Origin of the sequence: Nannocystis exedens (assembly GCF_002343915.1) — a bacterium.
GTDB classification, from domain to species: Bacteria; Myxococcota_A; Polyangia; order Nannocystales; family Nannocystaceae; genus Nannocystis; species Nannocystis exedens.
In genome coordinates, this window is sequence record NZ_NETK01000001.1 from 6,057,914 (window position 1) to 6,083,234 (window position 25,321).

Genomic DNA, 25,321 nt, shown 5'->3' on the forward strand with positions numbered 1-25,321 from the left:
GCGAGCGGTGAATCCGACCTCGGGGCACGCGAGGCCCAAAAAGAGGTCGGTGCGGCCCGGAACCGGAAGCGGCCGCGTCGCGAATGCGGGCAATGGTGTGCCCGAGGACGTGCGCCCGAGGACAGGGCAGAAAGCGGATGAGGGCGCGCCAGGGAGACGGGCCGCGCCTGCACAATAAGCGGGGAAAAAACGGAGCCCGGTTCATGGCGTCGAGCCGTAAAAAGCGGCAAACAGGGCGGCCGCCGCTCACGAGGGCTCATCGGGGGCCATGTAGGCGATACGGGCGCCACCCCGTGAAAGCGTCGCGCCGGAGATTTCCATGAAGGATTTCGTATGGCGCGACATGAAGGGGCTTCGCGAGGAATAAGGCGAGGAAATAATGGCATCACCGTGAAGCGTGACTTGACGAGGGAGGGGCCTCGTGGGATGCTAGAAAATCGTTCTTCGGCCGCGGGGGGTCGCGCGTGGAGGCACGGCGGGAGGTGTGGACGGCCGCGGCGAGGGGCAGGCGAGGAATCGTGAATCGTGGCGCGTGAGGTCGCGTGGGGGCGGCTTCTCGCGCGTGGGTGGCACATTGTCTGACAAGGGAAACTCGGCGCGCGGGCCGGCGGGGATCGGCGCGACGCGACGAGATCCTGCTCGGGGGGATCATCATGCTGAAGCATCGTGTTGTGGCGGTTCTGGGGGTGTCGATGGTCACGGCTTTCGCGTGCGACGTGGAGGGCGTGGACGAGCCGGTGGGCGCGGAGGCCGACGTGACGCTCGACGACGTCGACGAGCCCCGCGGCGGGCTGACGCCGAGCGCGCTGCTGAAGAAGCTGCTGGTCGCGGAGGTGCGCGACCTGATCGAGGAGAGCGGCATCGAGCCGCTCGAGCCGCCGCCGCCGGTGTCGGACGAGCTGTTCGAGCTCGGCGAGGCGCTGTTTTACGACAAGATCCTGAGCGGTAACCGCGACGTGTCGTGTTCGACGTGCCACCACCCGCGGCTCGCCACCACCGATCGGTTGACGATGAATCGCGGGGTCTACGGGGTGGGGATCGGGCCGGAGCGGGTCGGCGCGGCGGTCGGCGGGCGCACGACGCAGCCGCTGTGGAACCTGCACAAGCTGCAGAAGGGCCTGGCGGTCGACCACAAGGTGCCGCTCCTCGGCGATGGTTACGTGTATCCGCTCGGCGCGCCGTTCATCCCGTTCGAGTGGCAGGACGACGCGTTCGACCCCGACATGAAGGCCGCGGCCGGGCAGGCGATGATGCCCGAGGTGACCGACCAGGAGATGCTCGGCTTCCCCGGCGACAACGACTTCACCACCGAATGCCCGCAGGACGACCCGCCGTTCGGCCTGATGTTGTGCGCGTGGGGCAAGATGATGGAGCGGCTCGGCGAGATCCCCGAGTACGTCGACATGTTCGAGGCGGCCTACCCGGGCGTGGCCTTCGAGGACATGCACTTCGCCTACGCCGGCAACGCGATCGCGGCCTACGAGTTCCGCGCGTTCTTCTCCAACGATACGCCGTGGGACCGGTTCGTCGGGCGCTTCGATCCCGTCACCGGCGGGCTCGTCCCGGGGGACGACGATGCGCTGACCCTGCAGCAGCTGGCGGGCGCGCGCCGCTTCCTCGACCCCGACCTCGGCAATTGCACGTCGTGCCACGCCGGCAACGCGTTCACCGACGAGGACTTTCACAAGACGCTGCAGCCGCAATTCGGGCCGGGCGACACGGTCCCGGGCGGCGACGGTCCGGGCGGGCTCGACGACTTCGGGCGCATGCGCCTGTCCGGCGACCCGGCCGACAAGTACGCCTGGCGCACGCCGCCGCTGCGCAACGTGATGCTGACCGGGCCGTGGGGCCGGCAGAGCCATTACAACGACATCAAGGACTTCCTCCGCCACTACCGCTTCCCGGTGATGGCGCTGCTCGGCTACGACATCACCGAGAGCGTGGACGAGGTGGCGATGCACTCGCAGTTCCTCGAGAACCGGCAGGCGATCATCGCCGAGGGCGTCGACCCGCTGCTCTACACCGTGGACATCGGCGGGCCGCTCGCGCTCGACAACCTGGTCCAGTTCCTCCACGCGCTCAGCGACGACAACGGGGCCGACTTCTCGCACCTGATCCCCGCCAGCGTGCCGAGCGGGCTGCCCGTCGACCCGTAGGCGACGACCGGGGCGCGAGCCGGGCCGGCGGCGCGTCGGCCCGGTGCTCCCATTCACGAATGGTGGCAGTCGCCCGGCCCGGCGATCACAGCAGGCCGGGGATGACGAGGCTGGTGCGCGCCTTCCAGGCGGCGAACTCGGGGTAGCGGGCCAGCGAGGCGTCCTTCTTCAGCATGTTGGGCAGCCACACGCCGAAGAACATGGCGCCGAGCACGAGCATCGGCGCAAAATGGCGCGAGACCAGGCAGAAGCTGGCGTAGATCAGCAGCTCGCCGAGGTAATTGGGGTTGCGCGAGCGCGCCCACAGGCCGTCGGTCAGCAGGGTGCCGGGCGCGAGCTTCAGGTGCACGTGCTTCTGCATGTCGGAAGCGAAGTGGAGGAACACGCCGACGCCCCACATCGCCACGCACAGCGCGAGCAGCCACGGCGCGGCGTGGAGGTCGTCGCGGACGATGATCCACGGGCCGACCCAATAGAGCGTGAGCGAGACCCACGTCAAAAGGCCGTAGCCGTAGCTGACCTCCTGCTCCCATTGCTTGTCGGGGAAGCGGCGGCTCTTCCAGATCCACAGCAGCCCGTAGGTGCCGTGGAGGGCGAGGTAGATCCACGCGGTCTCGTTGTGCCAGGCGTCGTACCAGGCGATGAGGGCCAGCACGGCGAGGGCGTTGGCGCCCTTGTGGGTGTCGATGTAGAACTTGTGCTTCGGGCGCATGGCGGGCCTCACGGCGCGGATGGTAGCGAATCGCGGGCGCTTGACAGGGTGCGCGGAGCGTGAGACCTCAGGGGGTGAAACCGCGCACGAGGCGAACATGACGAAGCAAGCGATCGGGGCCGGGGCGGAGCAGGTGCGGGCGCTCGCGCTCGCGTATCCCGAGGCGGTCGAGGAGTTCCCGTGGGGCCACACCGCGGTGAAGGTCCGCGGCAAGGCGTTTTTGTTCATGGGCGGCGAGGGCGGCACGCTGACGCTGTCGATGAAGCTGCCGTCGTCGCACGGCGCGGCGCTGCTGCTGCCGTTCGCGTCGCCGACCGGCTACGGGCTGGGCAAGAGCGGCTGGGTGACCGCCAGCTTTCCGGTCGACGCGCCGCTGCCGAGCGCGCTGCTCGCGGAGTGGCTCGAGGAGAGCTACCGCGCGGTCGCGCCGAAGAAGCTGTCGGCGGCGGTGAGCCCGGGTGGCCCGAAGGGCATGTCTGGTGGGACAGGTTCGAAAGGGCCTGGACGAAAGGGCATGGCGGAAGGGGCAGGTTCGGCGAGCGCGACGAAGGGGCCCGCGAAGCCGGGGACCGGGGCCAGGACGGGCGCGAAGCAGGCGGCGGAGGCCGGGGCGGAGAAGAAAGCGAAGGCCGCGGGCGCGGAGGAGGCCGGGGCGGGGAAGAAAGCGGCGAAGGCCGCGGGCGCGGAGGAGGCCGGGGCGGAGAAGAAAGCGGCGAAGGCCGCGGGCGCGGAGAAGGCTGCGAAGGCCAAAACGAACAAGAAGGCGGCGAAGGCCGGGAGCGCGAAGAAGGCGGCGAAGGCCGCGGGCGCGAAGAAGCCGGCGAGGGCCGCGGGCGCGAAGAAGCCGGCGAAGCGCGGCGGCTGAGGCGGGGATGGCGAGGCCGCGCCGTCACGGCATCGGCAGGCCGCAGATGCCCACGTGTTCGAAGCCCGGCTCGGCGGGGCCTTCCTCGGGCCACGGGAGGCACACCTGATCCTGCCCGGGGCAGGTGTTCGCCGCGTTCAGGTCGCAGAACGGCAGGCAGCAGCCGAGCGCCTCGGGGTCGCACTCGCTCGCCAGCTCCGGCGGCACGCAGGAGAGGCCGGCTTCGCAGACGTTGGCGTACTCGCACGGGTCGAACGCCTGGCCGACGCCGCGGCCGCCGTCGAGGACGCAGATGAACCCGCTCTCGTTGGGGTGGGGGAGGCACAGGTCGCCGTTCGGGCAGTCCTGCAAGATCGGGTCGCACATCGGCAGGCACAGGTTCAAGACGCCCGAGTTCCAGACATGACAGGTGGTCTTGAACGGCGCGCAGGTCGGCGCGTCGGGGGAGCCGTCGCAGAACGAGACGCAGGTGCCGGCGAGCGTGTCGGGGTCGACGTTCCAGCACATCGAGTGCTTGTCGCAGGTGTCCTCGCCGCTGACCGCCGAACCGATCGCCTCGCACGGCTCGCCGACGCCGTCGGGGTCCGGCGCCACGAGGGCGCACTTGAGGCTGTTCCACGCGCCGCCGCCGTCGTCCGCGTAGGGCATGCACTTCTCGCCCGCGGGGCAGTCCTCGGCCCACGGGTCGCACCAGAGCGGGCCCTGATCGAGGCGGACGGTGTCGCCGGTCGCGGAGGCGTCGAGCCCGTCGGTCGACGGTCCGGGCCCCGACGTGGTCGGCAGCGGCGGGGCGGCGGTGCTGTTCGCGGTCGGTTCGCCGGCCGTGGTCGTCGCCCCGCTGGCCGCCGTCTCGGTCGCCGGAGCGCTCGTGGTCCCGGTGGCGCTGGTCTGATAGTCGTCGGGCGGGCGCAGCGCGCAGGCGACGAGGAGGGCGAGCGGGAGCGGGCGGAGCGGCATGCAAGATGTCCTGATGGATATGTTTTTCAGGGCATGTTTACTGGGGCAGGCCGCAGACGCCGAGGTTCTCGAGCCCGGGCTCCGGCGGGTCTTCGCCCCACCACGGCAGGCACTCCTGGCCCTGGCCCGGGCAGGTGTTCGGCAGCGAGGTGGCGCAGAACGGCAGGCAGCAGCCGCTGGACTGCGGGTCGCACTCCTCGGCCAGCGTCGTGCCCATGCAGTAGAGGCCGGCGTCGCACTCGTTGGCGTAATCGCACGGGTCGAAGACTTGGCCCTCGTCGCCGCTCGCGTCGAGCACGCAGATGAACGCGTGCGGGTCGCCGGGGTTCGGGATGCACAGGTCTCCGCCGTCGCAGTCCTGCTGCAGCGGGTCGCAACTCGGCAGGCACAGCGTGATGACGCCCTCGGCGGTGAGGATGCAGGACGACTCCGGGTCGGGGCAGCCCGGCTGGTCGGGGCTGCCGGTGCAGTAGGCGATGCACGTCCCCTTGCCGTCGACCACGTCCCAGCACATCAGGCCGACGTCGCAGCTGTCCTCGCCGCTGACGTGCGAGCCGAACACCTCGCACGGCTCGTACAGCCCGTCGGGGTCGGGCACCACGTCGACGCACTTGAGGCTCTCCCACGCGAGGTCGCCGTCGCCCGAGTAGGCGTTGCACTTCTGGCCCTCGGGACAGTCCTGCACCCACTGGTCGCATTCTTTCCCGACGGGCCCGCCGTCGGGCGGGTTGATGAAGTCCACGGTGTCGCCGTCGGTGCCCGACGGGTCGGAGCCGGCGCTCGTCGCGGTGACGACCGGATCGTCGCCGGGGCCGGTCGTCGGGCTCGTGGTCGTGGTCGTGGTCGTGGTCGTCGTCGTGCCGGGCGCCGGCGCCGTCGAGCCGTCGCCGGTGTCGCCGGTCGGGTCGCCGGCCTCGGTCGCGCTCGAGCCGAAGTCGCCCGGCCGCGAGACGCAGCCGCTCAGCGTGAGCCACGCGAGCGCTAGACATGCTCTTTTAGACATGTTTTCGACGACATGGCCTGAAGGGCATGTCGCTCGGGCAGGCGCGGGGGAGGCCGAGCGACGGAGGGCGACGCTGCGCAGAGCGCTCAAACTCATCATTTCGGCAGTCTATCCGATTAAAAGTGCCTTAAGAGATAAAACGATGGTTAGTTAAGGTGGAATTGAAGAGCGATAATGCGCGGGGCGGGTCGAGTCACCGGCTATGTTCAACATGTCTTGAGGAACATGTTCGTGCCGGGGCTCGGCGACCGCGGCGTCATGCGCCGCAGCTGCGCGGCGCTCGCCCACCCCGGCGAGGCTCGCAGCGCAGCCGGGTGACCGCTGTACGGCGAGCCCCGGCGGCGCGCGTCAGGCCGGGGTCGCCTCGGCGAACGGCCGGTCCGGGTCGCGCCGGAGGTGGCGCTCGACCAGCACGAGCGCGAGGATCCAGCTCGAGCAGGCGACGATCGCCGCGCCGACGCGCTGCAGCAGCTGTTCGTCGTCCGCGCCGAGCAGCAGGTACAGGGCGACGAAGATCGGCACGCCGATCAGGCGATGGATCACGATCGGCATCGTCAGCGCGAAGCTGCGGATCATCCACCGCCCGTGCTCGGCGACGCGGCGCTGCCGGAGCCGGACCACGCCGACCGCGGTGACCGACAGCCGCAGCGGGGCGAGCACCAGGCTGCTGGCGCCGGCGACCGGCCCGAACGGCGAGTGATAGGCGACGAACAGCCCGGCCAGCGCGCTCGGCAGCACACCCGCGAGCACGTAGACGCGGCCGACGATCCGGTGGACCCGAGGCCGCCGGCGCCGCAGCCACGGCCAGATCGGCAGGCACCAGGTCACCATCGCCACCGCGCCGCAGGTCACGTGCACGACCAGCGCCGGGAAGTAGGCCGGCACGTCCGCGGGCGGCGGGACGCGCGAGCGGGCCGGGTCGAGCGACAGGTAGGGCGGCAGCGAGAACGCCAGGAACGCCAGGGCCGTGAGCGCGAGCGGCAACATGCCGCGCTGCCGCCGGCACCGGCGCGAGCGGGGGGCGTGGGCGGCCTCGCGGCTCCGTTCGGGGAGGAGGACCATGGCGATGATACCTTCGCCGCCGGGTCGCCGCCGGGCGCCGCGCCGATTCGGGGGTGGGGCCTGTCGTCCGCCAGGCGGCGGCTGAGGCCGTCGCGGCCGTTCACGCGCCACTGACGCCCGCTCGTGACTGTGCGGCCCGTCGGGTCGCTGTCGCTGTTCCGGGTGACTTCCATGAAGCGACCTCGCGCTGTGATTTCATGTCTCCTGAAACATGTATGGAAAACCATGTCCAGGAGGCCAGGCCGGAGGTCACCCGCGCGACGGCGAGCGAGCCGGGCCGCCCTTCACGCCGGTTCAGCGCGCGATCGTCCACTCCGCGCGCGACAGGACCGCCAGCGCGCCGTGCTCGCCGCGGCCGAGCACCGTCTGCGTCACCGTCACGGCGGGCGGCAGCGACGGGTCGCGGCGCAGGGCCCAGCGGACCGCGCGCTCGACCTCGGCGGCGCTGGCCACCTCGCCGAGCACGTGGGCGCTGGCCGGCTTGCGGCGGCCGTAGCCGGCGCGGCCGAGCGTGCGGACGGGCGGGTCGTGCCACTCGGGGACGTGCAGGCGCAGGCGCTCGAGCGGCACCGGCGCTCCGCGCGGGTCTCTCGCCTTGTACACCGCCAGCCGGTCGATCGCCCGCGAGAACATCGAGGGCAGCGAGAAGGGGTACAGCTCGCGTACGATGGGTGGCACCACCAGCAAGAGCCCGGCCACGCTGAGCACGAACCACCGCTCCCAGCGCGCCCCCGACTGCGTCGCCGCCTCGCCGGCCACGCGGCGGTTCTTGCCCAAATGATTTTGATTTTCAATGCGGAGAAACATCACGGCGCGCGCTCTTGACGCCCTCGACACGGCTGTCGATCAATTTGAAATCAGTTTTCAATTTCCATCGGCGCTGCTGCTCCTCGCCATGCTGCTGTCCGCGACCACTGCGACCACCGTTCACGGGGCTCCGCCGCGAAGGCAGCGGCCGCCCGAGGTGCGGCCGGCGAAGGAGAGCAAGACGGTGGTGGTGACCTCGGCGCGGACCGAGCAGGCGATCGGCGACGTCGCGGTGTCGACGCGGGTGGTCGACCGGGCCGCGATCGAGGCCTCGGGGGCGGAGACGCTGGCGGGCGTGCTCGAGGAGCAGCCGGGCCTCCAGATCTTGCGCAGCTTCGCGGGCGCCGGCGGGGTCGGCATCCAGATGCAGGGCCTCGATTCCAAGTACGTGCTGATCCTCGTCGACGGCCAGCGGGCGACCGGGCGCGTCGGCGGGGTCATCGACCTCGCGCGCTTCCCCGCCGAGGACATCGCCCAGGTCGAGATCGTCAAGGGCCCGGGCAGCTCGCTGTACGGCGCCGACGCGATCGCGGGGGTCATCAACATCATCACGCGGCGGGCGGCGCGGAAGCTCGAGCTCGACGCGCGGGCCCGCTACGGCAGCTTCCACACCTCCGATCTGAGCGCCACGATCGGCGGCGCGCGCGGGCGCTGGAGCACCCGCTGGAGCGGCGGCTGGCACTACACCGCCGGCTTCGACCGCGACCGCAGCACCCCCTCGACCACCGGCAGCCGCGGTCACTCCTTCAACGCCTCGCAGCGGACCGAGTTCCGCGTGCGCCGCGACATCAACCTCGGCCTCACCGCCGACTATCAGCGGCGCGACCTCCACGGCATCGACAGCAACGCCGCCGGGGCCGTGTTCGACCGCAACAACCTGACCCAGACCGCCTCGGTCAGCTTCATCCCCGAGATCACCTGGGACGCGCCGGCGCGGCTGCGGCTGGTCGCCCATCTGGCCCACTTCGACGACCACTACGTCCTCGACCAGCGCAAGTCGGACGCGCTCGATCAGTCGCAGCGCACCAAGGATACGTTGGGACAGCTCGGCGCCCAGTACGACCACATGATCGCCGGCCGGCACATGTTCAGCGCCGGCATCGAGACCCAGCTCGAGTACCTCTCGACCCCGCGGCTCGCCACCGCCTCGTCCGACCGCCAGCGGTTCGCCCTCTACGCCCAGGACGAGTGGAAGGTCGCCCTGAGGCCGCTCGTCATCATCGTCCCCGGCGCGCGGCTCGACCTCGACTCGCAGTTCGGCGGCTACGGCTCGCCGCGCCTGGCCTTCCGCATCGACCCGGCCGAGAGCCTCACGCTGCGCGCCAGCGCCGGCCTCGGCTTCCGCGCCCCGGCCTTCCGCGAGCTCTACCTCGCCTTCGCCAACCCGGCCGCCGGCTACCGCGTCGCCGGCAACCCCGACCTCAAGGCCGAGACGGCGCGCAGCGCCACCGCCGGCGTGGCCTGGCGGATCTCCCCGGGCCGCACCCTCACCCTCGATTACTTCCACCACCGCCTCAAAGACCTGATCGCCCTCGACGCGACCACGCTGATGCTCGGGTCCGACAACGCCTTCCAGTACATCAACGTCGGCGCCGCCCGCAGCCGGGGCGTCGAGGCCGCGCTGGCGATCAAGTTCACCGACGTGGTCGACGCCGAGGTCAGCTACACCTTCACCGACGCCCGCGACCTCGAGCTGCGGCGGCGCCTGCCCGGGCGGCCGGCGCACCACTCGAGCGCGCGCCTGCGCTGGAAGCACCCGCGCTGGGGCACCTCGGCCCAGGTCCGCGCCGCGGTGTTCGGCAAGCAGTTCTACTACGCCGACAACGACGGCGACGGCGTCGAGGAGCCGCTGCGCGTGGCGCCGTACGCCAACGTCGACCTGCGCGTCGCCCAGGACATCCTCGGCGGCAAGCTCACCTTCTTCGCCGGCGTCGACAACCTGCTCAACGCCGGCGACGCCGCCTATCTGCCGCTCGTACCCCGCCTGTTCTACGGCGGGATCTCGGCCCGGATCCGCACCGACCTGCCCAAAAGGACACGCAAGCCATGACCCGCCCGCTGCTGCTCACCTTGGCGCTCGCCGTCACCCTCCCCGCCTGCACCGAGAGCTCGCCGTCCGACACCACCGACGGCGACGAGCTGCCGACCGACGGCCCGGTCGTCACCGAGGACCTCGGCGACGGCAGCTACGAGTCGGTCCTCGACTCGACCAGCGAGGAGGCGTGGACCTACTTCGACTTCGAATCGAAGGGCCACGTCGAGCCCGCTGACCCGGCCGACGACAAGGTGTGGGACCTGGCGGCGCTGCGCTTCAACGTCAAGTCGAACGGCGGCACCTCGGGCAAGGGCGGCGCGCAAGTCGCGATCCTCGAGGGCACCAGCTTCGAGGCCGTCACCGCCGTCCCGACCGAGGGGTGGATCAGCGACGAGGCCAGCGGCCCCGGCACCGGCGGCGAGGGGGCCAACGTCGAACCCGGCTACGCCTTCGACAACTGGTTCGACTACAACATCATGGACCACACCCTCGCGCCCAAGGCCGAACGCGTCTACGTGGTTCGCACGCCCGAGGGCAATCATTACAAGCTGGAGATGCTCGGCTTCTACGACGAGGCCGGTACGCCGGGGTTCGTCAGCTTCCGCTGGGCCGAGCTGCCGGCCGCGTGAACCCGATCCATACATCCTTCGACCGCCGACGGACTCGCCATGCAACCTGCCTCCACGACTCCCTCGACCACCCTCGCCCACGCCTGGCGTGACCTCCGCGCCAGCGAGCCGAAGCTGCGGATCCGCGACGCCGCGACCCGCCTCGGCGTCAGCGAGGCCGAGCTGCGCGCGACCGAGTGCGGCACCACCACGGTCCGCCTCGTCGACGACTGGCCGGCCATCCTGCGCCGGCTGCCGCTGCTCGGCGAGGTCATGGCCCTCACGCGCAACGAGAGCGCGGTCCACGAGAAGATCGGCGAGTACACCGAGCCCGAGATCTCGGGGCCGCACGCCATCGTCCACAGCAGCAGCGGCCCCATCGACCTGCGGATCTTCCTGTCGAAGTGGGCCCACGGGTTCGCCGTCGAGGAGGACGGCAAGCACAGCCTGCACTTCTTCGACGCCCACGGGGACGCCGTCCACAAGGTCTACTCGAAGGAGAAGACCGAGCTGGCCGAGTACCGGATGCTGGTCGACATCTTCCGCGCGGAGGACCAGGGCCAGGCGATCGAGCTGACGCCGCGGCCGCCTCGCAAGGCGGACACGCCCGACGCCGAGATCGATGTCGCCGCGCTTCAGGCCGGTTGGCGCGACCTGCGCGACACGCACGACTTCTTCGGCCTGCTGCGCAAGCACGGCGTGTCGCGCCTGCAGGCGATGCGCCTCGCCCCCGAGGGCTTCGTCCGCCCGGTCGCCACCGACAGCATCGACAGGGTGCTGAACGCCGCGGCCGCCAGCGAGCTGCCGATCATGATCTTCGTCGGCAACCCCGGGTGCTTGCAGATCCACACCGGCCCGGTGCGCAAGATCGTGCCGATGGGCCCGTGGATCAACGTGCTCGACCCGGGCTTCAACCTGCACCTGCGCCGCGACCACGTCGCCCGCGCGTTCGTCGTCGACAAGCCGACCGACGACGGCGTCGTCACCTCGCTCGAGCTGTTCGACGCCCAGGGCGACAACATCGCCCTGCTGTTCGGCGAGCGCAAGCCCGGCCGCCCCGAGCTGCCCGCCTGGCGCGAGCTGCTCGGGACGATGGATGCCCCCGCGGACATGTCCTGAAGGGCATGTGACAGCGGACGCGCGCTCCGGTGAATGTCCCGCAGGACATGTCCCCGGGGGCGCGTCACTCGGCGAACGCGACCACCCACCAGTCGTACTGCCCGTTGCCGGAGAGGAAGTCGTAGCCGGCGACCGTCACCTGGCCCGCTCCGTCGATCGCCACCCGCTCACCGGTGAGCTGGGCGCAGGCGCGGCGGCCGACCTCGGCGCCGTCGGGGCCGAGGCGCACCACCACCGACGGGGACGGCTCGTCCGGATCGCCGAGCACGGCGACCTGCCCGGCCTCGTTCATGGCGAGCCCGTCGATGCGCACGCCGACCTCGGCCTCGCTCTTCTCCCACTCGAGCGTCCCGTCGCCCGAGAACCGGGCCAGCCCGTGGAGCGTCTCGCCGACGACGACGCCGCCGGCCGCGTCGACGGCGAGGAAGCGGTCCTGCAGCGCCTCCTGGCCCCACTCGACCTCCCACAGCAGGGCGCCGTCGGGGCCCAGCGATCGCACGCGCCTGGTCGACAGCACCACCGCGACGGTCACGCCGGCGGAGTTGCGCGCGAACGCCTGCATGAAGTCGGGGTTGGGCTGCTTCCACACGACGGAGCCGGCGGCGTCGAGCAGGACGATCGAGCCCGCGCGGGTGACGACGACCGAGCCGTCGGGCCCGGGCACCGGCGCGCCCAGCACGAACCCGTCGGTCGTCGAGGCGAACTCGACCTCCCACAGCAGCGCGCCCTCGACCGAGTACTTGCGCAACCAGTCGCGGGGGAACTGCGCCCCGTTCTCGTCGACGCGCAGCACCACGTTGCCCTCGCCGTCGACCCCGCCCCACTGGACCCCGCCGTCCGCGGTCGCGACCTCGAGCGGGGCGACCTCGACGCCGAGCGGATCGAGGTCGAGCACGCGGAAGAGGTCGGGCTCGCTCTCGGTCGCGCGCACGTGCCCGCGCGCGTCGACGACGAGGTCGCGGATCGAGCTGAACTTGGCGACGTCGTGGGTCCACCGCACGTCGGCGCAGCCCAGCTCGCTGCCCGACCCGCCGCTCGTCGTCGGCGCGTCGCTCGACGTCTCGCCCGTGGCTGCCTCTCCCGTCGACGCCTCACCCGTCGAGCCGGCGCTCGCGCTCTCGCCGGCCGTCGCGTACGTCCCGCCGCCCTGCGGATCGCACGCCAGCATCGCACCGAGACAAATAAGCCAGCACTTCGCCCAACCCATGCCGTAACGATACGCGGCGGCGAGGCGCCGCGCAACGACAGGCCCTGCGCGTGCTCCGGGTTCGCACGGATCTGCCTGAAAGGACACGCGCGTGACCGGCCCGAGGCCGCCCCCGCGGCAGACCGGTGGGCTCGCGGCGAAGGCGAGCCACCGGCGCCGCGCACCCGCCGTCGCCGCAGGGGTGCGACCGGCGTGTCGCGATCTCGAGGCCCTACGTGTTGACGTTGACCATCGCGCCGGTGATCGAGACGATCGCGCCGGCGGCGATCGTGATGCCGCCGGGGCCGATCTCGACGGTCGAGCCGCCGGCGGACAGGGTGATCGAGGCGGCGGTGATCGACAGCGTGCCGGCGACGCTGAGCGTGTCGCCGCCGCCGATGCTGGTGGTCCGCGCGGCGCCGACGTTGAGGTCGTGCGAGGCGGAGAAGGTCATGTTGGTCGCGCCGCCGACGTTGGTGGTGCTGCTGCCGCCGATGTTGGTGGTGCTGCTGGCGGCGATGGTGGTGGTGCTGCTGCCGCCGACGCTGACCGTGCTGCTGCCGCCGCCGGTGACGCTCATCGCCCCGGACACGCTGAGGGTCATGCTGCCGCCGACGGTGGTCGATTGATTGGCGCCGACGGTGGTCGACTGATTGGCGCCGATCGTCGACGATTGATCGGCGCCGACCGAGATCGTCTGGTTGGCGCCGACTGTCTCGTTCTGCATCGACCCGACGGTGAGGGTCTGATTGGTGCCGACCGAGATCGTCTGGTTGTTGCCGACGGTGAGCGACTGGTCGACGCCGACGGTGAGCGTCTCGTTGTTGCCGACGCTGGCGGTGCGGTCGACGCCGACCTCGTCCTTCTGGTGGCGGCCGACGTTGCTCGAGTCGTCGCGCCCGCTCTTGCGCGTGGTGTCGCGGATGACGTCGGTGTTCATGTCCTGCTGGCCGTGGATGTAGATCTCCTCGGCCCCGGCCGCGTCCTCGAAGCGGATCTCGTTCGAACCACCGCCGCCCGGGCTGGTCTCGGTCTTGATCGTGCTCTTGGTCTTCTCCAGCGGCAGGTCGTAGGGCGGCCGGTTCTGGCCGTTGTAGACGCAACCGGTGACGACCGGGCGGTCGGGGTCGCCGTCGAGGAACTCCACCAAGACCTCCATGCCGACGCGCGGGATGAAGACGGCGCCCCACGACGGGCCGGCCCACTTCTGGGCGACGCGGATCCAGCACGAGGCGGTGTCGTCGAACGGGGAGATCCGGTCCCAGTGGAAGTGGACCTTGATCCGCCCGTGCTCGTCGGTGTGCACCTCTTCGCCGGCCGGGCCGACGACGATCGCGGTCTGCGGCCCGTGCGCCCGCGGGCGCGTGAGCGTCGGCTCCGGCCGCCACGAGACGTCGGCGGGGATCGCCTCGAACTCGTTGTCGTAGCGGCTCTCGCCGCGCTGGCTGGCGTACATGTCCTCCTCGGGCGCGGCCCCGCGGTGGCGCACGCGCACGAGCAGGTACTCGCGGTCGAGCTGCGGCTGCGGGTGGCCGACCAGCGTGATGGTGTAGCCGGGCGTCAGCTCGGTGACGTCACCTGTCCCCAAGTACACGCGGGTCTGGGCGCTCTGCTGCTCGAGCTTGCGCTTGGCCCGCTTGATGCCGTCGTCGCGGTGGAGCCGCAATTCGTCGTGGTCGTAGACCTCGCGGTCGCGGCCGCGGAGGTCCTTCGACCGCCGCTCGCGCTGGTACGGCGAATCGCTGGGGTGCAGCCAGTCGAAGTCGCGCTGGACGATCGAGGTGGTGCGCAGCGACCAGGTCGGGGTGAGGCTGTCGACGGCCTGGCGCAGCGCGGTGCCGGTCTGCCGCGCGAGGTAGTCGACCTTGTCGCGGCCGCCCTCGAGCGGCAGCGGCTTGCAGCGGTCGCTCTCGCCGGCCAGCACGAGCACCTCGGGCCCGCCGTTCACCGGGTGCTCGAAGTAGTAGAGGATGCCCTCCTCCTGCATGAGGCGGGCGGCGAACTCGAGGTCGGTCTCGCGGAACTGGACGCAGTACTCGCGCGGCTCGTAGGCGGCGGCGTCGAGGTCGAGGCGCAGGCGCCGACCCTCGAGCTCGAGCCCGGGCTCGAGCACCTGGCGGAGGATGTCGGGGACGCTCTGCTCCTGAAAGAAGCGGGTGTTGACGACCTGGCCGAGCAGGGCGAGCGCGGGCACGAGGTCGACGCCGAGGACGAGGCGGTCGGTGACGACGCCGAGCTCCTGCATGCGGGCGACGACGCCGTAGACGGCCCGGGCGGCGACGTCGCGCTCGATGAAGAAGTCGCACTCGGCCCCGAGGAGGTCGCTCGGATCGACGGACAGGTCGTCGGTGAGGATCTCGAGGTGCAGGCGGTACGGCTCGGAGATCGACTCGACGAGGTCGAAGCGGCGGACGTGCCAGACGACGCCCTGGGTGCCCTTGCAGGTGAAGCTGTAGCGCGTTGCAGCGAGTAGGCCGCTGCGGTCGTCCGAGGCGTGGTCGTTCATCGCGGCGCGGCTGCAGTGTTGCACGCGAGCGAGCGGCCGGCGAGTCGAAGTGAGGCGCGCGAGAGCGCGGCGCGGTCTCGATCGCGGCGGGCACGACGCGGCTGGTGTGGCTTCGCGGCTGGTGTAGATTCGCCGACGTGGCGCGACGAGTGGCGATCGCAGGGCGCTTCGGCGAGCAGTGGTGGTTGATGGCCGGCCGCGGCGTGGGTGTGGCGCGCGAGGTCGCGGCGCGCACGGTCGACGCGCTGGCGCTGACGCCGGACTCGACCGCGGCGCTGCGCGGGCTGCTGTTCGCGGCGGCGGGCATCGACGCGTCGCGGCTGGAGCGCGCGGGGCTGGAGCGCGTGCTGGTCGACCTGCTGACGCGCGGGCTGCTGGTCCACGAACGCGAGGCGCCGGCGCGCGAGTCCGGACAGGCGGGCCGCAGCGCCGCCGAGCCCGCGGCCGAAGAGGCCGACACGCAGCTGGTCGAGACCGACTGGATCGGCCTCGAGCTGGTCGACGCGAACGGCGCGGCGGTGGCGTGGGAGCCCTACGTGATCGAGCTGCCCGACGGCAGGCAGCTGCGCGGCTCGCTCGGCGTCGACGGCAAGGCGGTCGTGCGCGGGCTGCCCCCGGGGACGTGCAAGATCACCTTCCCGCGGCGCGGCGCGAACATGTGGGCCGCGGCCGGGTGATTGTGGGCAGGCGGTGACGACGGACGTCGACCCGCAGCCCGCGAGGTCGCCGCGCGCGCGGCGTGCGGTGATTGTGGGCAGGCGATGAGCGCCCGCGGGGCAGGCCGGGAGCGTGCGGCCGCCATCGTGGGACGAGGCGAACCCGGCGGATCGAGGCAGGGGCGCGAACGGGCGTGAGGCGCGGGCGCCGGGTGATGCCGCGGCGACGGCGAACTCGGCCGCGAGGCGCGACTCGTCGGGGGCGGAGGTCTCCACGGCTGCGCCCGCTGCCTGCACCGCGGGCGTGGAGGCACGGAGATCTGCCCGGACCTCGCAGACAGCGCGGGCGATTGGCTAGATGTCTTCGAAGACATGCTCTTTTGAACAGCCAGGACGCGCCGCTGCGCCGCGCGCGGATTCGCCGGGCGCGCAGGCGCTCGCGGGCGCACGCGCGCGCGCGCGGCCGGTTCGGCTTGTCGGCGGCGGGGGCGGGCGGATACCGTGGCGGGGCGATGGCGAGTCACCGGGTGGCGCAGGGAGAGTGCGTCGGGAGCATCGCGGCGCGCCTGGGCGTCGACTGGCGGGAGGTCTGGGACCACCCGAACAACGCGGCGCTGCGCGAGCGGGCGCGCGATCCGAGCGCGCTGCTGCCCGGCGACGCGCTGTTCGTGCCGGAGCCGGCGGCCAGGTGGGAGACGCGGGCGACCGGCGCCTCGCACAGGTTCAAGCTGGCGCCGGCGGGCGCGGAGGTGCGGCTGCGCTTCGTCGAGGGCGACGCGCCGGTGGCTGGCGCTTCATACAGGTTCTTCGTCACAGGTATGGAAGAGCCTGTCCGGGAGGGCAAGACCGACGGCGACGGCCGGCTGGTCGAGGCGATCGGGAGCGAGGCGACGGAGGCGGTGGTCGAGTTCCCGGAGCGCAAGTTGATGTACCGGCTGCGGCTCGGGCACCTCGACCCGGTGGGGGAGGTGTCGGGGGCGCAGGCGCGGCTGTCCCAGCTCGGCTACTACCACGGGCGCGTCACCGGCGAGCTCGACGACGCGACGGCGCTGGCGCTGTGGGGGCTGCAGCTGCGCGAGGGCCTGCCGGCGACCGGCGAGCTCGACGCGGCGACGCAGGCCAAGCTGCGCGAGCTCTACGGGATGTGAGGAGGACGCGTGCTGCGATTCTGTGACCCGTACGCGCTGGACGTCCCCGACGCGCTGGCCGACCGCACCGGCTACGTGTTCGAGGAGGCCGGCGCCGGCGAGGCCGACCGCCTGGCGATCGAGGTCGAGGAGCTGCCGGCCGACGTGCGCCCGGCCGACGTGATCGCCGCCAACCGCAAGAGCGCGGCGCGGGCGCTCGGCGGCGACCCGGGATGGCCGGAAGGACAGGTCATGACCGGGCTCGGGCCGGCCCACACCCTGGCGATCACCGACCCGGAGATCGCCGGCGGGGTGTGGGTGGCGGCGCTGCGCGACGACCGCGGGCGGATGTGGACGCTGCGCTTCGAGAGCGCGCGCGAGTGGGCCGACACCGTGTTCCTGGCGCTGGTGGCCGCGATCGGCGGCGGCTCGCTGCCGCCGGGCTGGGCCGAGCGGCGCGCCCACGGCGTCGCGCTGGCCCTGCCCGCCTGGCTGCGGCCGCCGCGGGTGTTCCGGTTCGCCAGCGCCGGCGACGAGGTGACGTGTCTGTTGGACCAGGGTTCTTCGGACATGCCCCAAGAGGCAGAATTCGAGGCGTGGGGCGAGCCGGCCCCGGGCGAGCTGCTGGTGGTCCACCCGCTCGCCGCCGGGACGGCCACGCTGGCCGGCGCGGAGGCGGCGTGGGGCGAGTGGCGGCTCGACCGCTGCGACCCGTACGGCGCGGTGCTGGGCTCGACGTGGGCGCGGGTGGCGGCGGCGCCGGGGCTGTCGCTGCGGCTCGTCGTGATCGAGCGCGCGGCCGAGGCGCTCGGCGGCGCGGGCTTTTCGGCGATGGTCGCCAGCGTGGCGCGGCACTGAGGGAGGGGGGGATGGCGGAGGACCAGCTGACGGTGCGCGAGATCGAGGCCGCGCGGATCTTCGAGCAGGGCAAGGAGAACACGCTGCGCAGCGGCAAGCCGCTGCCGATCGTGTTCGTCCCCGGGGTGATGGGCTCGCGCATGCGGCTCGCCGCGCACAACGAGCTGTGGGACCCCGACAGCAAGAAGAACCTGCTGGGCTGGTCGATGCGCTCGGCCGAGCGGGCCGCCGAGCTGCTCAGCGTGCGCACCGGGATGGCGGAGATCCTCAGCGACCCGATCGCGTGGGACAAGGACCTCGAGAAGATCTGGCGCGCCGTCGACCCGAACGGCGACCCCGGCTTCTACGGCCGCCAGCGCGGCTGGGGCGGGGTGTCGCAGAGCTATTACTACGAGATCCTCAAGGCGCTCGAGGTCGCGTTCAACAGCGGGGCCTACGCCGCCGGCGAGCACCCGGTGTACGCGTTCGGCTACGACTGGCGGCGCACCGTGTCCAACGGCGCGACCCTGCTGGCCCGCCGGATCCGCCACGTCCTCGACAAGCACGGCGTCGACAAGGTCGTGCTGGTGACGCACAGCATGGGCGGCCTGGTGGCCCGCTACGCCTGCGCGCCGGCCGGCTGCGGGGTGGCGAACCTGGTCAAGGGCGTGGTCCACGTGGTCCAGCCGTGCAACGGCGCGGTGGTGGCCTACCGCCGGTTCGTCGAGGGCCTCGGCAACGAGAAGGCGACCGGGATCGAGGGCAAGATCTTCGCCGGCATCCTCGGCGGGACGTGGTGGGGCTACACGATGATCATGAGCGGCACCGAGGGGCCGCTGCAGCTGATGCCGAACCACGTCTACGAGGGCTGGCTCACCGGTCCTTCGGGACAGGTGGTGCCGGCCGCCGAGATCTACGCCGACTACCTCAGCGGCGGGCCGCGCAGCGTGGTGCCCGAGCTGCCGGCGGCCGAGCTGCAGACGCTGCTGAACGAGGGCTTCGGCGACGCGCCCGACGCGATGACGCGGGCCGCCGAGGCGCGCCTCGTCGAGCTCGACGACGAGTGGAACGGCCGCTTCCCCGAGTTCCACGAGATGCGGCTGCGCGCCGACCGGGCTCGCGCGGCGCGGGCGCTCGGGCGGTGGGACGTCTACCGCGCGTCGCTGCGGTCGGGGATCGCGTGCGCCCAGGCGTTCCACCGCCTCCTGGCCGGCTACGCGCATCCGCGCACGTTCATGCTGTACGCCGCGGGGATGCCGACCGAGACCGCGTACCGCTGGGACCTCCCGCCCGGGCGGCGCGCGGTGCCGGTGGCCGGCGGCGGCGACGGCACGGTGCCGATCGTCAGCGCCCAGGGCCTCGACGCCGGCGTGAGCGGACAGTGGGCCGGGGTCGCGCCGCCGCGGCTCGCGCTCCACGAGGACGTCGGGGCGCGCGAGCACTCGACCTGCTTCGTGCCCGACGTCAACCAGCGGGTGGTCCGGCGGATCCAGGCGCTGCGGCTGTTGCCGTGACTCGTGGCGGCGTCCGGGGCGCAGGGGTCGCGAGGCGTCGGGCGTCGCGCGTGAGGTCGCCGTCATCGGGTGATACGCGATCGCGACCGCCACGCGGCCGTGACACTCGCGCATGGACGGGCGGGGTCCGGCCGTGGCAGCCTTCGAGGACACCATGGAGCTCGCCGCGCTGATCGCCGCCCTCTCGGACCCCCGCGCTTTCGGGCGCGACGCGGGCGTCCGTGTCGAGGTGGTCCAGACCCACGTCTCGGTGGTGTTCCTGGTCGAGGACGACGTCTACAAGCTGAAGAAGCCGGTCGACCTCGAGTTCCTCGACTACTCGACGCTGTCGCGCCGGCGTCACTTCTGTCAGCTCGAGGTGGAGCTCAACCGCCGGCTGGCGCCCGACGTGTACCTCGGGACCTTGCCCGTCGTACAGGTCGACGATCAGGTGCGGGTCGGCCGCGAGCTCGACGAGGGCGGCGACCTCGAGGTGATCGACTGGGTGGTCCACATGCGGCGGCTGCCCGACGCGGCGCGGCTCGGCGCGCGCGTGGCCGCCGGCGAGGCCGACGCGCACCTGATGCAGCGGCTCGGCGCGACGATCGCCGGCTTCCACGCGCGGGCCCGGCGCGGGCCGGCGGTGTCGGCGTGGGCGACGTTCGCGGCGGTGGCCGGCAACTGCCGCCAGAACTTCACGCAGCTGGCCGGGCTCGGGGTGGTGACCGAGCAATTGCTGACGCGCGTCGAGCGGGCCACCGAGGAGGCGCTGGCGCGCGGGCACGCGGCGATCGACGGGCGGGCGCGCCGGCACGTGCCGCGCGACACCCACGGCGACCTGCGGCTCGAGCACGTGTACTGGTTCCCCGAGCGCGAGGCGCCGGACGACCTGCTGGTGATCGACTGCATCGAGTTCGGCGAGCAGTTCCGCTGCGCCGACCCGGTGGCCGACCTGGCGTTCCTGGTGATGGACCTGCGCGACGCCGGCCGGCGCGACCTGGCCGACGCGCTGGCCGAGGGCTACTTCGCGGTCACGCCCGACGACGAGGCGAGCGAGGGCCGCGCGCTGCTGCCGCTGTACATCGCCTACCGCGCGACGGTGCGGGCCAAGGTCGAGGCGTTCAAGGCGCGCGAGCCGGAGGTGCCGGAGGCGGAGGCGCGCGCGGCCGAGGCGCGCGCGCGCCGGTACCTGCTGCTGGCGCTGCGCGAGCTGCAGGCGCCGGCGCTGGCCCCGTGCCTGCTGCTGGTGATGGGCCTGCCCGGGACCGGCAAGTCGACGCTGGCCCGCGCGCTCGCCGGCGAGGGCTTCTCGTGGGTCCGCTCCGACGCGGTCCGCAAGCAGCTCGCCGGCCTGCCGAGCGAGGCCCCGGCCGACGCGTCGGTGTACACGCCGGCGTGGACCGAGCGCACCTACGAGGTCTGCCGCGAGCTGACCGAGGCCCGCCTGGCCGAGGGCGAGCGCGTGGTCGTCGACGCCAACTTCAAGCTCGACTCGCAGCGCGCGCCGTTCGTCGACCTGGCCGCCGCGCTCGGCGTGCCGGCGCAGATCCTCGTGTGCACCGCCGACGAGGCGACGGTCCGCGAGCGCCTGTCCCGCAGGACAGGCGACGTCTCGGACGCCGACGTGTCGGTGTACCTGCAGGCGCGGTCCGCGTGGCAGCCGCTGCGCCCCGAGCACGCGGCGATCGCCGCCGAGATCGACGGCGGCGGGCTGCCCGAGGAGGTGCTGCAGCGGGCGCTGCAACACCTGCGCGCGGCCGGGTTGTGGTAGCGGCTGTCCCTCGGGACATGCGATTGCGCGGCCGCGCGCCCCCGCAGGCGCGCGCGCGAACGTTGTCAAGCCGAGGCCCGGATGGTCTATTGGACCCATGCGAAGGGCATGGCTTGGGGCGCTGCTGGTCGGCGCGGCGACGGCGGAAGGATGCGCGAAAGGGAGCGCGCTCGACACCGGCGGCGTGGTGAGCGACTCCGCGGGCCCGACGACCACGACCACCACCACCGAGGCGACGACCACCGAGGCGCCCTCGACGTCGACGACGACCGGCAGCTCGACCACCACCGACGAACCGTCGACGACCGACGCGACCGACGCGACCGGCAGCCAGAACACCACCGACGGGCCCAAGTGCGGCGACGGTCAGCTCGACCCCGGCGAGCTGTGCGACGACGGCAACGTGCTCAACAACGACGCCTGCACCAACTCGTGCAAGTTCGCGGCCTGCGGCGACGGCTTCGTGCTCGCCGGCACCGAGGAGTGCGACGACGGCAACGCGATCGACGGCGACGACTGCACCAACATGTGCACGGGCGCGGTGTGCGGCGACGGCGTGGTCCACGTCGGCCTCGAGGCGTGCGACGACGGCAACCTTGACGACGCCGACGCCTGCACCAACCAGTGCGCGCTCGCGGGCTGCGGCGACGGCATCGTGATGATGGGCGTCGAGGAGTGCGACGACGGCAACGCCGAGAACACCGACGCCTGCACCGCGAGCTGCAAGAACGCGGTGTGCGGCGACGGCATCCTGTGGCTCGGCAGCGAGGAGTGCGAGGACGGCAACCAGGTCCCCGGCGACGGCTGCGAGCCCGACTGCAAGAAGACGGTGATCAACAAGTACACCGCGTTCGGCCCGCAGCAGAACGTGCAGTCGGCGTCGCTGGTCGGCTGGCAGGTCTGCTACGTCGACCAGTTCGGCCACTCGGGCACGCCGGTGTCGCAGATCTTGCAGCAGTGCGGGAAGGTCAACCTGATGCTGGCGTGCCGCCCGAGCGGCAGCGAGACGTACACGCTGCTGGCCCACGGCCCGCGCGCGCTGGTGACGGCCGACACCGGCCAGAGCAACACGCCGACGGTCGCCAACGGGAGCGGCTGGTACTTCAGCGACGCGTTCTCGTGGGGCTTCGCGGTCGAGGGCGACCCGCTCGACCGCAACAGCTGCGACATCGGCGGCGTGAATCCGGAGCGGCGGCTGTGCTTCCACACCACCGGCGGGCAGATCAACGGCGGCTTCCGCTGCGGGAGCAACGAATTTCTGAACGGCAGCCCGGACTGGGAGCGCGTGGTGCTCCACGCCGATTGAGGGCGTCCGCGCGCGCCCCGAGGACCGCCCGCCGCGACGCACGGCGCCGCGCACGGACTGGTTTTTTCGGTACGATGGGCGGGAGCGAAGATGCCTTCCCAGCCCCTCCCGCGCCTCGCGCGACCCACCCTGCTCGCCGCCGTCGCCCTGTGCGCCTGTGACGGCCACGCGCCGACGCCGGCCAAGGCGGCGGCCCCGACCGCGAGCCCGGCCGCGGCCGCGGGCAAGCCCGCGGAACCCGACGACGACGGCGCGACCGCGCCCCGCACCGTCAAGCTCGATCTGCAGCCCGTGGCCACCCGGCGCGGGCCGATCTCGCTGCACCGCCTCGGCGACGGCGAGGTCGTGCTGGCCGGAGGGGTGCTGCTGACGCGCGTCGACGCCGACGGCAACCTGGCCCAAGAGGCAGGTCTGCTCAGCGGCCTGCACCCGGCCGAGCCGGGCGCGGGCTGGCAGGTCCACGCGCTCGGCGGGCGCGACGACGACTTGTGGCTGACGGTCGCGCGCGGCGGAGACGATCCCGCGCACCGCGTGTACCGCCGGCGTGAGAATACTTGGACCGCGCACGAGCCCGACCCCGACGCTCCGGGGGCTTACTACCTGGACTATGCGACATGGCCCGAGGGCCATGCGATCGCGCTGCGTATGGGCGGCGACGGGCAGGCGGCGCTGGTGGTGCTCGACGACGACGGCGCGCGGCCGGCCCGGCCGCGGCTCGAGGTCGCGGGCCTGAGCGAGGCGCCGCGGCCGACCCGGCTGGCGGGGCTGGCGAGCGGCGAGCTGTTCGCGTCGGTCGCGGCCGGCCCGGCGGGCGCCGAGGGGCAGCCCGGGCTGCAGTCCGGGATGCTGCGCTGGGGCCCGACGGACGCGACGGGGATCTTCGCGCCGCTGCCGGGGCTCGAGTCGCGGGCGCCGAAGCAGGTGTCGGCGCTGGTCGAGAGCGGCGGGCAGGTGCTGATCGGCGACGGGGTCGAGATCGACGACGAGGTGGTGCCGTACGTGGCCGGCTTCGACGGCACGTCCTGGCGCCTGCTCGACCCGCCGCCGGCGCGCGGCGCGGTGGTGTCGCTGGTCGAGACGCCCGAGCCGGCGCTGTTCGCCGTCGTCGACGAGGAGGGGCCCGCCGACAGTCTGTGGCGGATCCACGCCGGCGGCGACTGGGACGTGTGGGAGCGCGTCGAGCTGCCGCCGGTGCAGCTGGCCGCGGGCTGGTTCTGGGACCAGGAGGCCGGGGCGTGGGCGTCGGAGCCGGCGCCGGCGGCCGGGCTCGTGCCGTCGCCGCGGGCGATCGGCCGCGACGCCGCCGGGTCGCTGTGGGTCAGCGCCGGCCTGCTCCTGCCCGATGGGACAGCTTCGCCGCACCACGCGGTCCTGCGCAGCGGCCCCGCAGCGGCCCCGCTGGCGCTCTACGACGACGGCCAGATCCACGCGGCCCAGCAGGACCTGCTGCCGCGCAAGGCCCCGCGGGCCGGCGACCCGACCTGTCCGCAAGTTTATGTCCATTTGTACACTGTCTCGGAGGACAGCCCGGAGGTCGGCACGCCCGAGCTGCGGGCCGCCCTGGCCGGGCCGCTCGGGTCGCTGCTGCTCGGCGAGGTCCGCTCGCAGGGCGAGCGCCAGGTCGGGCTGCTGCTGGCGGCCGGCGACTACGAGACGCACAAGGCGGCCATCGCCGGGGTGGCCGCCAAGCTGCGCTACCGCTCGCGGGCCAGCTGCGGCCACCCGCCCCTGCTCCGCGGCTGGCGCGCCGGCGGCTGAGCGCGCGTCACGGGCGCGGGCCGAGTCCCGTCGCGGCCGGTCGAGGGCGCGCGCCAGCTCGTCCGGGGGCCGGGACGGCGCTCTCGGACATGTCGCAAGAGTCAGGTCGTGGGAGGCCGGGCGCGGGCCGTGCCCCGGCCGGAGCCCAGCGCTCATGGACATGTCGCAAGAGACATGTCGCAGGCGAGGAGGCCGTGCCTCGGCGCGAACCAGCGCTCGTGGCATGGCGCGAGGGACATGTCGTGAGGGCGGCCGGGGTTCGGGCGCCGCCGGCGCTCGTGGGCGTGGCGCGAAGGGCATCGCCGCGGCGACGAACGCGAATGTGCTTCGGGACATGCCCGAACGGACATGCAGGCGTCAGCGCACCGCGAAGCCGTAGGAGCTCCAGAAGCTCTCCCAGTCGGCGTCCTTGCAGCCGGCGCAGCGCCGCATGTGGACCGCGCGCAGCAGCCACGGCCCGCTCGCGGCCACGGTGAAGCGGGCGCGGCCGTCGGCGTCGGTGGTGGCCGCCTGGGCGACGACGCGGCCGTCGCGGCCGCGGGCGAACGCCTCGACGGTGGCCCCGGCGAGCGGCTCGCCGAGGAATTGCAGCTGCACGCCGAGGCGGTCGCCGGGGCGCACGGCGGCGAGGTCGCGGTCGGGGACGAGCTCGAGGCGGTGGCCGAGGACGCGGGTCGAGACGCCGTCGACCGGGTCGCCGACCTGCACGAAGCTCTTCAGGTAGCGGGTGTAGCGCTCGCGCCCGGGCTGCCAGCGCTCACCGGCCCGCTTGCGCTCGGCGAAGGCGGCGCCCAGGCCCTCGTGGCGGAGGTAGCGGTTGAACTTGAGCGGTTTGAGCTCGATGTGCGAGGCGTCGCGCTCGAGCCCGAACAGGTAGCCGCCGGCGCCGCCGAGCCGCAGATCGAGGAACGGCGCGGCGCCGTCGCGCGCCTGCGCCAGCAGGTCGAGCTCGCCCAGGGCCGTGATCTGCCGCAGCGAGACCAGCCGCCGCCGCTCCATCGCCTTCTGCGCCTCGGCCGTGAAGTCCTCGCCGACCCAAAGGCTGAGCGCGAGCGCGCCCCCTGCTGCCGGCGACAGCGGCGAGAACTCGAGCCAGTAGTCGTGGGCGCGGGCCGGGAAGGCCAGGCAGAACGCGGCCAAAAAGCCGAGGGCGAGGACGCGGACGGACGGCACGGCCTCGCAGCATACCCCCGCTCGCCGGCTGCCGCGATTTTCGCGCGAGGGCGAGGACGCGAGGGCGTGGCGCGCGGCGGCGAGGATGGCCAGGGCCGCGGAGCTGGACGGGGCGTCTGCGGGCTCCCGGCGTCGATGGTGGTCCCGGCGTCGCGCGCCGCGGGACGTCGATCCATCCGCTGAG

The 25,321-nt window shown here is 72.7% G+C and carries 20 protein-coding genes; 12 read left to right on the forward strand and 8 right to left on the reverse strand.

All coding sequences use genetic code 11. The annotated features are described in order from the left end of the window. Nucleotides 1–692 precede the first annotated feature (692 nt). Nucleotides 693–2,156 (forward strand): cytochrome-c peroxidase, encoded by a 1,464-nt coding sequence (locus tag NAEX_RS23840; RefSeq protein ID WP_170135954.1) that lies wholly within the window; start codon nt 693–695, stop codon nt 2,154–2,156. Between the two features lie 85 nt (nt 2,157–2,241). Here the strand turns inward: NAEX_RS23840 and NAEX_RS23845 are convergent, their stop codons facing one another. Then, entirely contained in the window at nt 2,242–2,880 is a 639-nt protein-coding gene (locus NAEX_RS23845) for a DUF1295 domain-containing protein (protein ID WP_211302462.1), read from the reverse strand. A gap of 85 nt (nt 2,881–2,965) precedes the next feature. Here NAEX_RS23845 and NAEX_RS23850 point away from each other — a divergent pair, with 85 nt between their 5' ends. After that, on the forward strand, nt 2,966–3,733 hold the full coding sequence (locus NAEX_RS23850) for an MmcQ/YjbR family DNA-binding protein (protein ID WP_096329779.1): 768 nt from the start codon (nt 2,966–2,968) through the stop codon (nt 3,731–3,733). Nucleotides 3,734–3,757: 24 nt separating this feature from the next. Here NAEX_RS23850 and NAEX_RS23855 read toward each other — a convergent pair whose 3' ends face one another. The 4 genes from NAEX_RS23855 to NAEX_RS23870 form a co-directional block, all read right to left on the reverse strand. Then, a complete protein-coding gene (locus tag NAEX_RS23855) occupies nt 3,758–4,690 on the reverse strand; it encodes a hypothetical protein (RefSeq protein WP_096329780.1) in 933 nt (310 codons plus the stop codon). A gap of 37 nt (nt 4,691–4,727) precedes the next feature. After that, complete coding sequence (locus tag NAEX_RS50590; RefSeq protein WP_096329781.1) at nt 4,728–5,693, reverse strand: hypothetical protein; 966 nt, start codon at nt 5,691–5,693, stop codon at nt 4,728–4,730. A 348-nt stretch (nt 5,694–6,041) separates the two neighbouring features. Then, nucleotides 6,042–6,755, reverse strand: coding sequence for a DUF2306 domain-containing protein (locus tag NAEX_RS23865; protein WP_211302463.1), 714 nt, complete (start codon nt 6,753–6,755; stop codon nt 6,042–6,044). Nucleotides 6,756–7,049: 294 nt separating this feature from the next. Further along, nucleotides 7,050–7,562 carry a hypothetical protein gene (locus tag NAEX_RS23870; RefSeq protein ID WP_143140548.1) on the reverse strand — a complete coding sequence of 171 codons (513 nt, stop codon included), beginning with the start codon at nt 7,560–7,562 and terminating at the stop codon, nt 7,050–7,052. An 88-nt stretch (nt 7,563–7,650) separates the two neighbouring features. Here NAEX_RS23870 and NAEX_RS23875 point away from each other — a divergent pair, with 88 nt between their 5' ends. The 3 genes from NAEX_RS23875 to NAEX_RS23885 are packed head-to-tail and all read left to right on the forward strand — an operon-like array spanning nt 7,651 to nt 11,324. Beyond that, nucleotides 7,651–9,612 carry a TonB-dependent receptor plug domain-containing protein gene (locus NAEX_RS23875; protein ID WP_170135956.1) on the forward strand — a complete coding sequence of 654 codons (1,962 nt, stop codon included), beginning with the start codon at nt 7,651–7,653 and terminating at the stop codon, nt 9,610–9,612. Beyond that, nucleotides 9,609–10,226 carry an HmuY family protein gene (locus NAEX_RS23880; protein WP_096329784.1) on the forward strand — a complete coding sequence of 206 codons (618 nt, stop codon included), beginning with the start codon at nt 9,609–9,611 and terminating at the stop codon, nt 10,224–10,226. Before NAEX_RS23875 ends, NAEX_RS23880 begins: the two co-directional genes overlap by 4 nt. Before the next feature lie 39 nt (nt 10,227–10,265). Further along, the gene (locus tag NAEX_RS23885) at nt 10,266–11,324 is read left to right on the forward strand and encodes a hemin-degrading factor (RefSeq protein ID WP_096329785.1); all 1,059 of its coding nucleotides are present in this window, start codon (nt 10,266–10,268) and stop codon (nt 11,322–11,324) included. Nucleotides 11,325–11,388: 64 nt separating this feature from the next. Here the strand turns inward: NAEX_RS23885 and NAEX_RS23890 are convergent, their stop codons facing one another. Further along, nucleotides 11,389–12,531, reverse strand: a complete 1,143-nt coding sequence (locus NAEX_RS23890; RefSeq protein WP_143140549.1) for a PQQ-binding-like beta-propeller repeat protein — start codon at nt 12,529–12,531, stop codon at nt 11,389–11,391. Nucleotides 12,532–12,742: 211 nt separating this feature from the next. Further along, on the reverse strand, nt 12,743–15,016 hold the full coding sequence (locus tag NAEX_RS23895) for a type VI secretion system Vgr family protein (protein WP_096329787.1): 2,274 nt from the start codon (nt 15,014–15,016) through the stop codon (nt 12,743–12,745). A 137-nt stretch (nt 15,017–15,153) separates the two neighbouring features. Between NAEX_RS23895 and NAEX_RS23900 the strand changes: the two genes are divergently transcribed. The 7 genes from NAEX_RS23900 (at nt 15,154) to NAEX_RS23930 (ending at nt 23,964) form a co-directional block, all read left to right on the forward strand. Beyond that, a complete protein-coding gene (locus NAEX_RS23900; protein WP_143140550.1) occupies nt 15,154–15,693 on the forward strand; it encodes a hypothetical protein in 540 nt (179 codons plus the stop codon). 491 nt (nt 15,694–16,184) lie between these two features. Beyond that, entirely contained in the window at nt 16,185–16,820 is a 636-nt protein-coding gene (locus NAEX_RS23905; RefSeq protein WP_170135957.1) for a peptidoglycan-binding domain-containing protein, read from the forward strand. Nucleotides 16,821–16,829: 9 nt separating this feature from the next. Then, nucleotides 16,830–17,657, forward strand: coding sequence for a hypothetical protein (locus NAEX_RS50595; protein WP_096329790.1), 828 nt, complete (start codon nt 16,830–16,832; stop codon nt 17,655–17,657). A gap of 11 nt (nt 17,658–17,668) precedes the next feature. Next, complete coding sequence (locus NAEX_RS23915; protein WP_096329791.1) at nt 17,669–19,150, forward strand: lipase family alpha/beta hydrolase; 1,482 nt, start codon at nt 17,669–17,671, stop codon at nt 19,148–19,150. A 133-nt stretch (nt 19,151–19,283) separates the two neighbouring features. Continuing rightward, entirely contained in the window at nt 19,284–20,900 is a 1,617-nt protein-coding gene (locus NAEX_RS23920; protein ID WP_143140553.1) for a bifunctional aminoglycoside phosphotransferase/ATP-binding protein, read from the forward strand. A gap of 97 nt (nt 20,901–20,997) precedes the next feature. Continuing rightward, nucleotides 20,998–22,206, forward strand: a complete 1,209-nt coding sequence (locus tag NAEX_RS23925; protein WP_096329793.1) for a DUF4215 domain-containing protein — start codon at nt 20,998–21,000, stop codon at nt 22,204–22,206. Between the two features lie 90 nt (nt 22,207–22,296). After that, nucleotides 22,297–23,964 carry a hypothetical protein gene (locus NAEX_RS23930; protein WP_096329794.1) on the forward strand — a complete coding sequence of 556 codons (1,668 nt, stop codon included), beginning with the start codon at nt 22,297–22,299 and terminating at the stop codon, nt 23,962–23,964. Between the two features lie 357 nt (nt 23,965–24,321). Here the strand turns inward: NAEX_RS23930 and NAEX_RS23935 are convergent, their stop codons facing one another. Further along, entirely contained in the window at nt 24,322–25,137 is an 816-nt protein-coding gene (locus NAEX_RS23935; RefSeq protein ID WP_170135958.1) for a DUF4198 domain-containing protein, read from the reverse strand. Nucleotides 25,138–25,321: the final 184 nt, after the last annotated feature.

Coding starts and splice junctions, on each gene's coding strand:
- NAEX_RS50590 (WP_096329781.1), bottom strand. CDS start 5,693: ATGTCTAAAAGAGCATGTCTAGCGCTCGCGTGGCTCACGCTGAGCGGC.
- NAEX_RS23885 (WP_096329785.1), top strand. CDS start 10,266: ATGCAACCTGCCTCCACGACTCCCTCGACCACCCTCGCCCACGCCTGG.
- NAEX_RS23890 (WP_143140549.1), bottom strand. CDS start 12,531: ATGGGTTGGGCGAAGTGCTGGCTTATTTGTCTCGGTGCGATGCTGGCG.
- NAEX_RS23875 (WP_170135956.1), top strand. CDS start 7,651: ATGCTGCTGTCCGCGACCACTGCGACCACCGTTCACGGGGCTCCGCCG.
- NAEX_RS23925 (WP_096329793.1), top strand. CDS start 20,998: ATGCGAAGGGCATGGCTTGGGGCGCTGCTGGTCGGCGCGGCGACGGCG.
- NAEX_RS23840 (WP_170135954.1), top strand. CDS start 693: ATGGTCACGGCTTTCGCGTGCGACGTGGAGGGCGTGGACGAGCCGGTG.
- NAEX_RS23915 (WP_096329791.1), top strand. CDS start 17,669: ATGGCGGAGGACCAGCTGACGGTGCGCGAGATCGAGGCCGCGCGGATC.
- NAEX_RS23850 (WP_096329779.1), top strand. CDS start 2,966: ATGACGAAGCAAGCGATCGGGGCCGGGGCGGAGCAGGTGCGGGCGCTC.
- NAEX_RS23865 (WP_211302463.1), bottom strand. CDS start 6,755: ATGGTCCTCCTCCCCGAACGGAGCCGCGAGGCCGCCCACGCCCCCCGC.
- NAEX_RS23880 (WP_096329784.1), top strand. CDS start 9,609: ATGACCCGCCCGCTGCTGCTCACCTTGGCGCTCGCCGTCACCCTCCCC.
- NAEX_RS23895 (WP_096329787.1), bottom strand. CDS start 15,016: ATGAACGACCACGCCTCGGACGACCGCAGCGGCCTACTCGCTGCAACG.
- NAEX_RS23855 (WP_096329780.1), bottom strand. CDS start 4,690: ATGCCGCTCCGCCCGCTCCCGCTCGCCCTCCTCGTCGCCTGCGCGCTG.
- NAEX_RS23930 (WP_096329794.1), top strand. CDS start 22,297: ATGCCTTCCCAGCCCCTCCCGCGCCTCGCGCGACCCACCCTGCTCGCC.
- NAEX_RS23905 (WP_170135957.1), top strand. CDS start 16,185: ATGGCGAGTCACCGGGTGGCGCAGGGAGAGTGCGTCGGGAGCATCGCG.
- NAEX_RS23870 (WP_143140548.1), bottom strand. CDS start 7,562: ATGTTTCTCCGCATTGAAAATCAAAATCATTTGGGCAAGAACCGCCGC.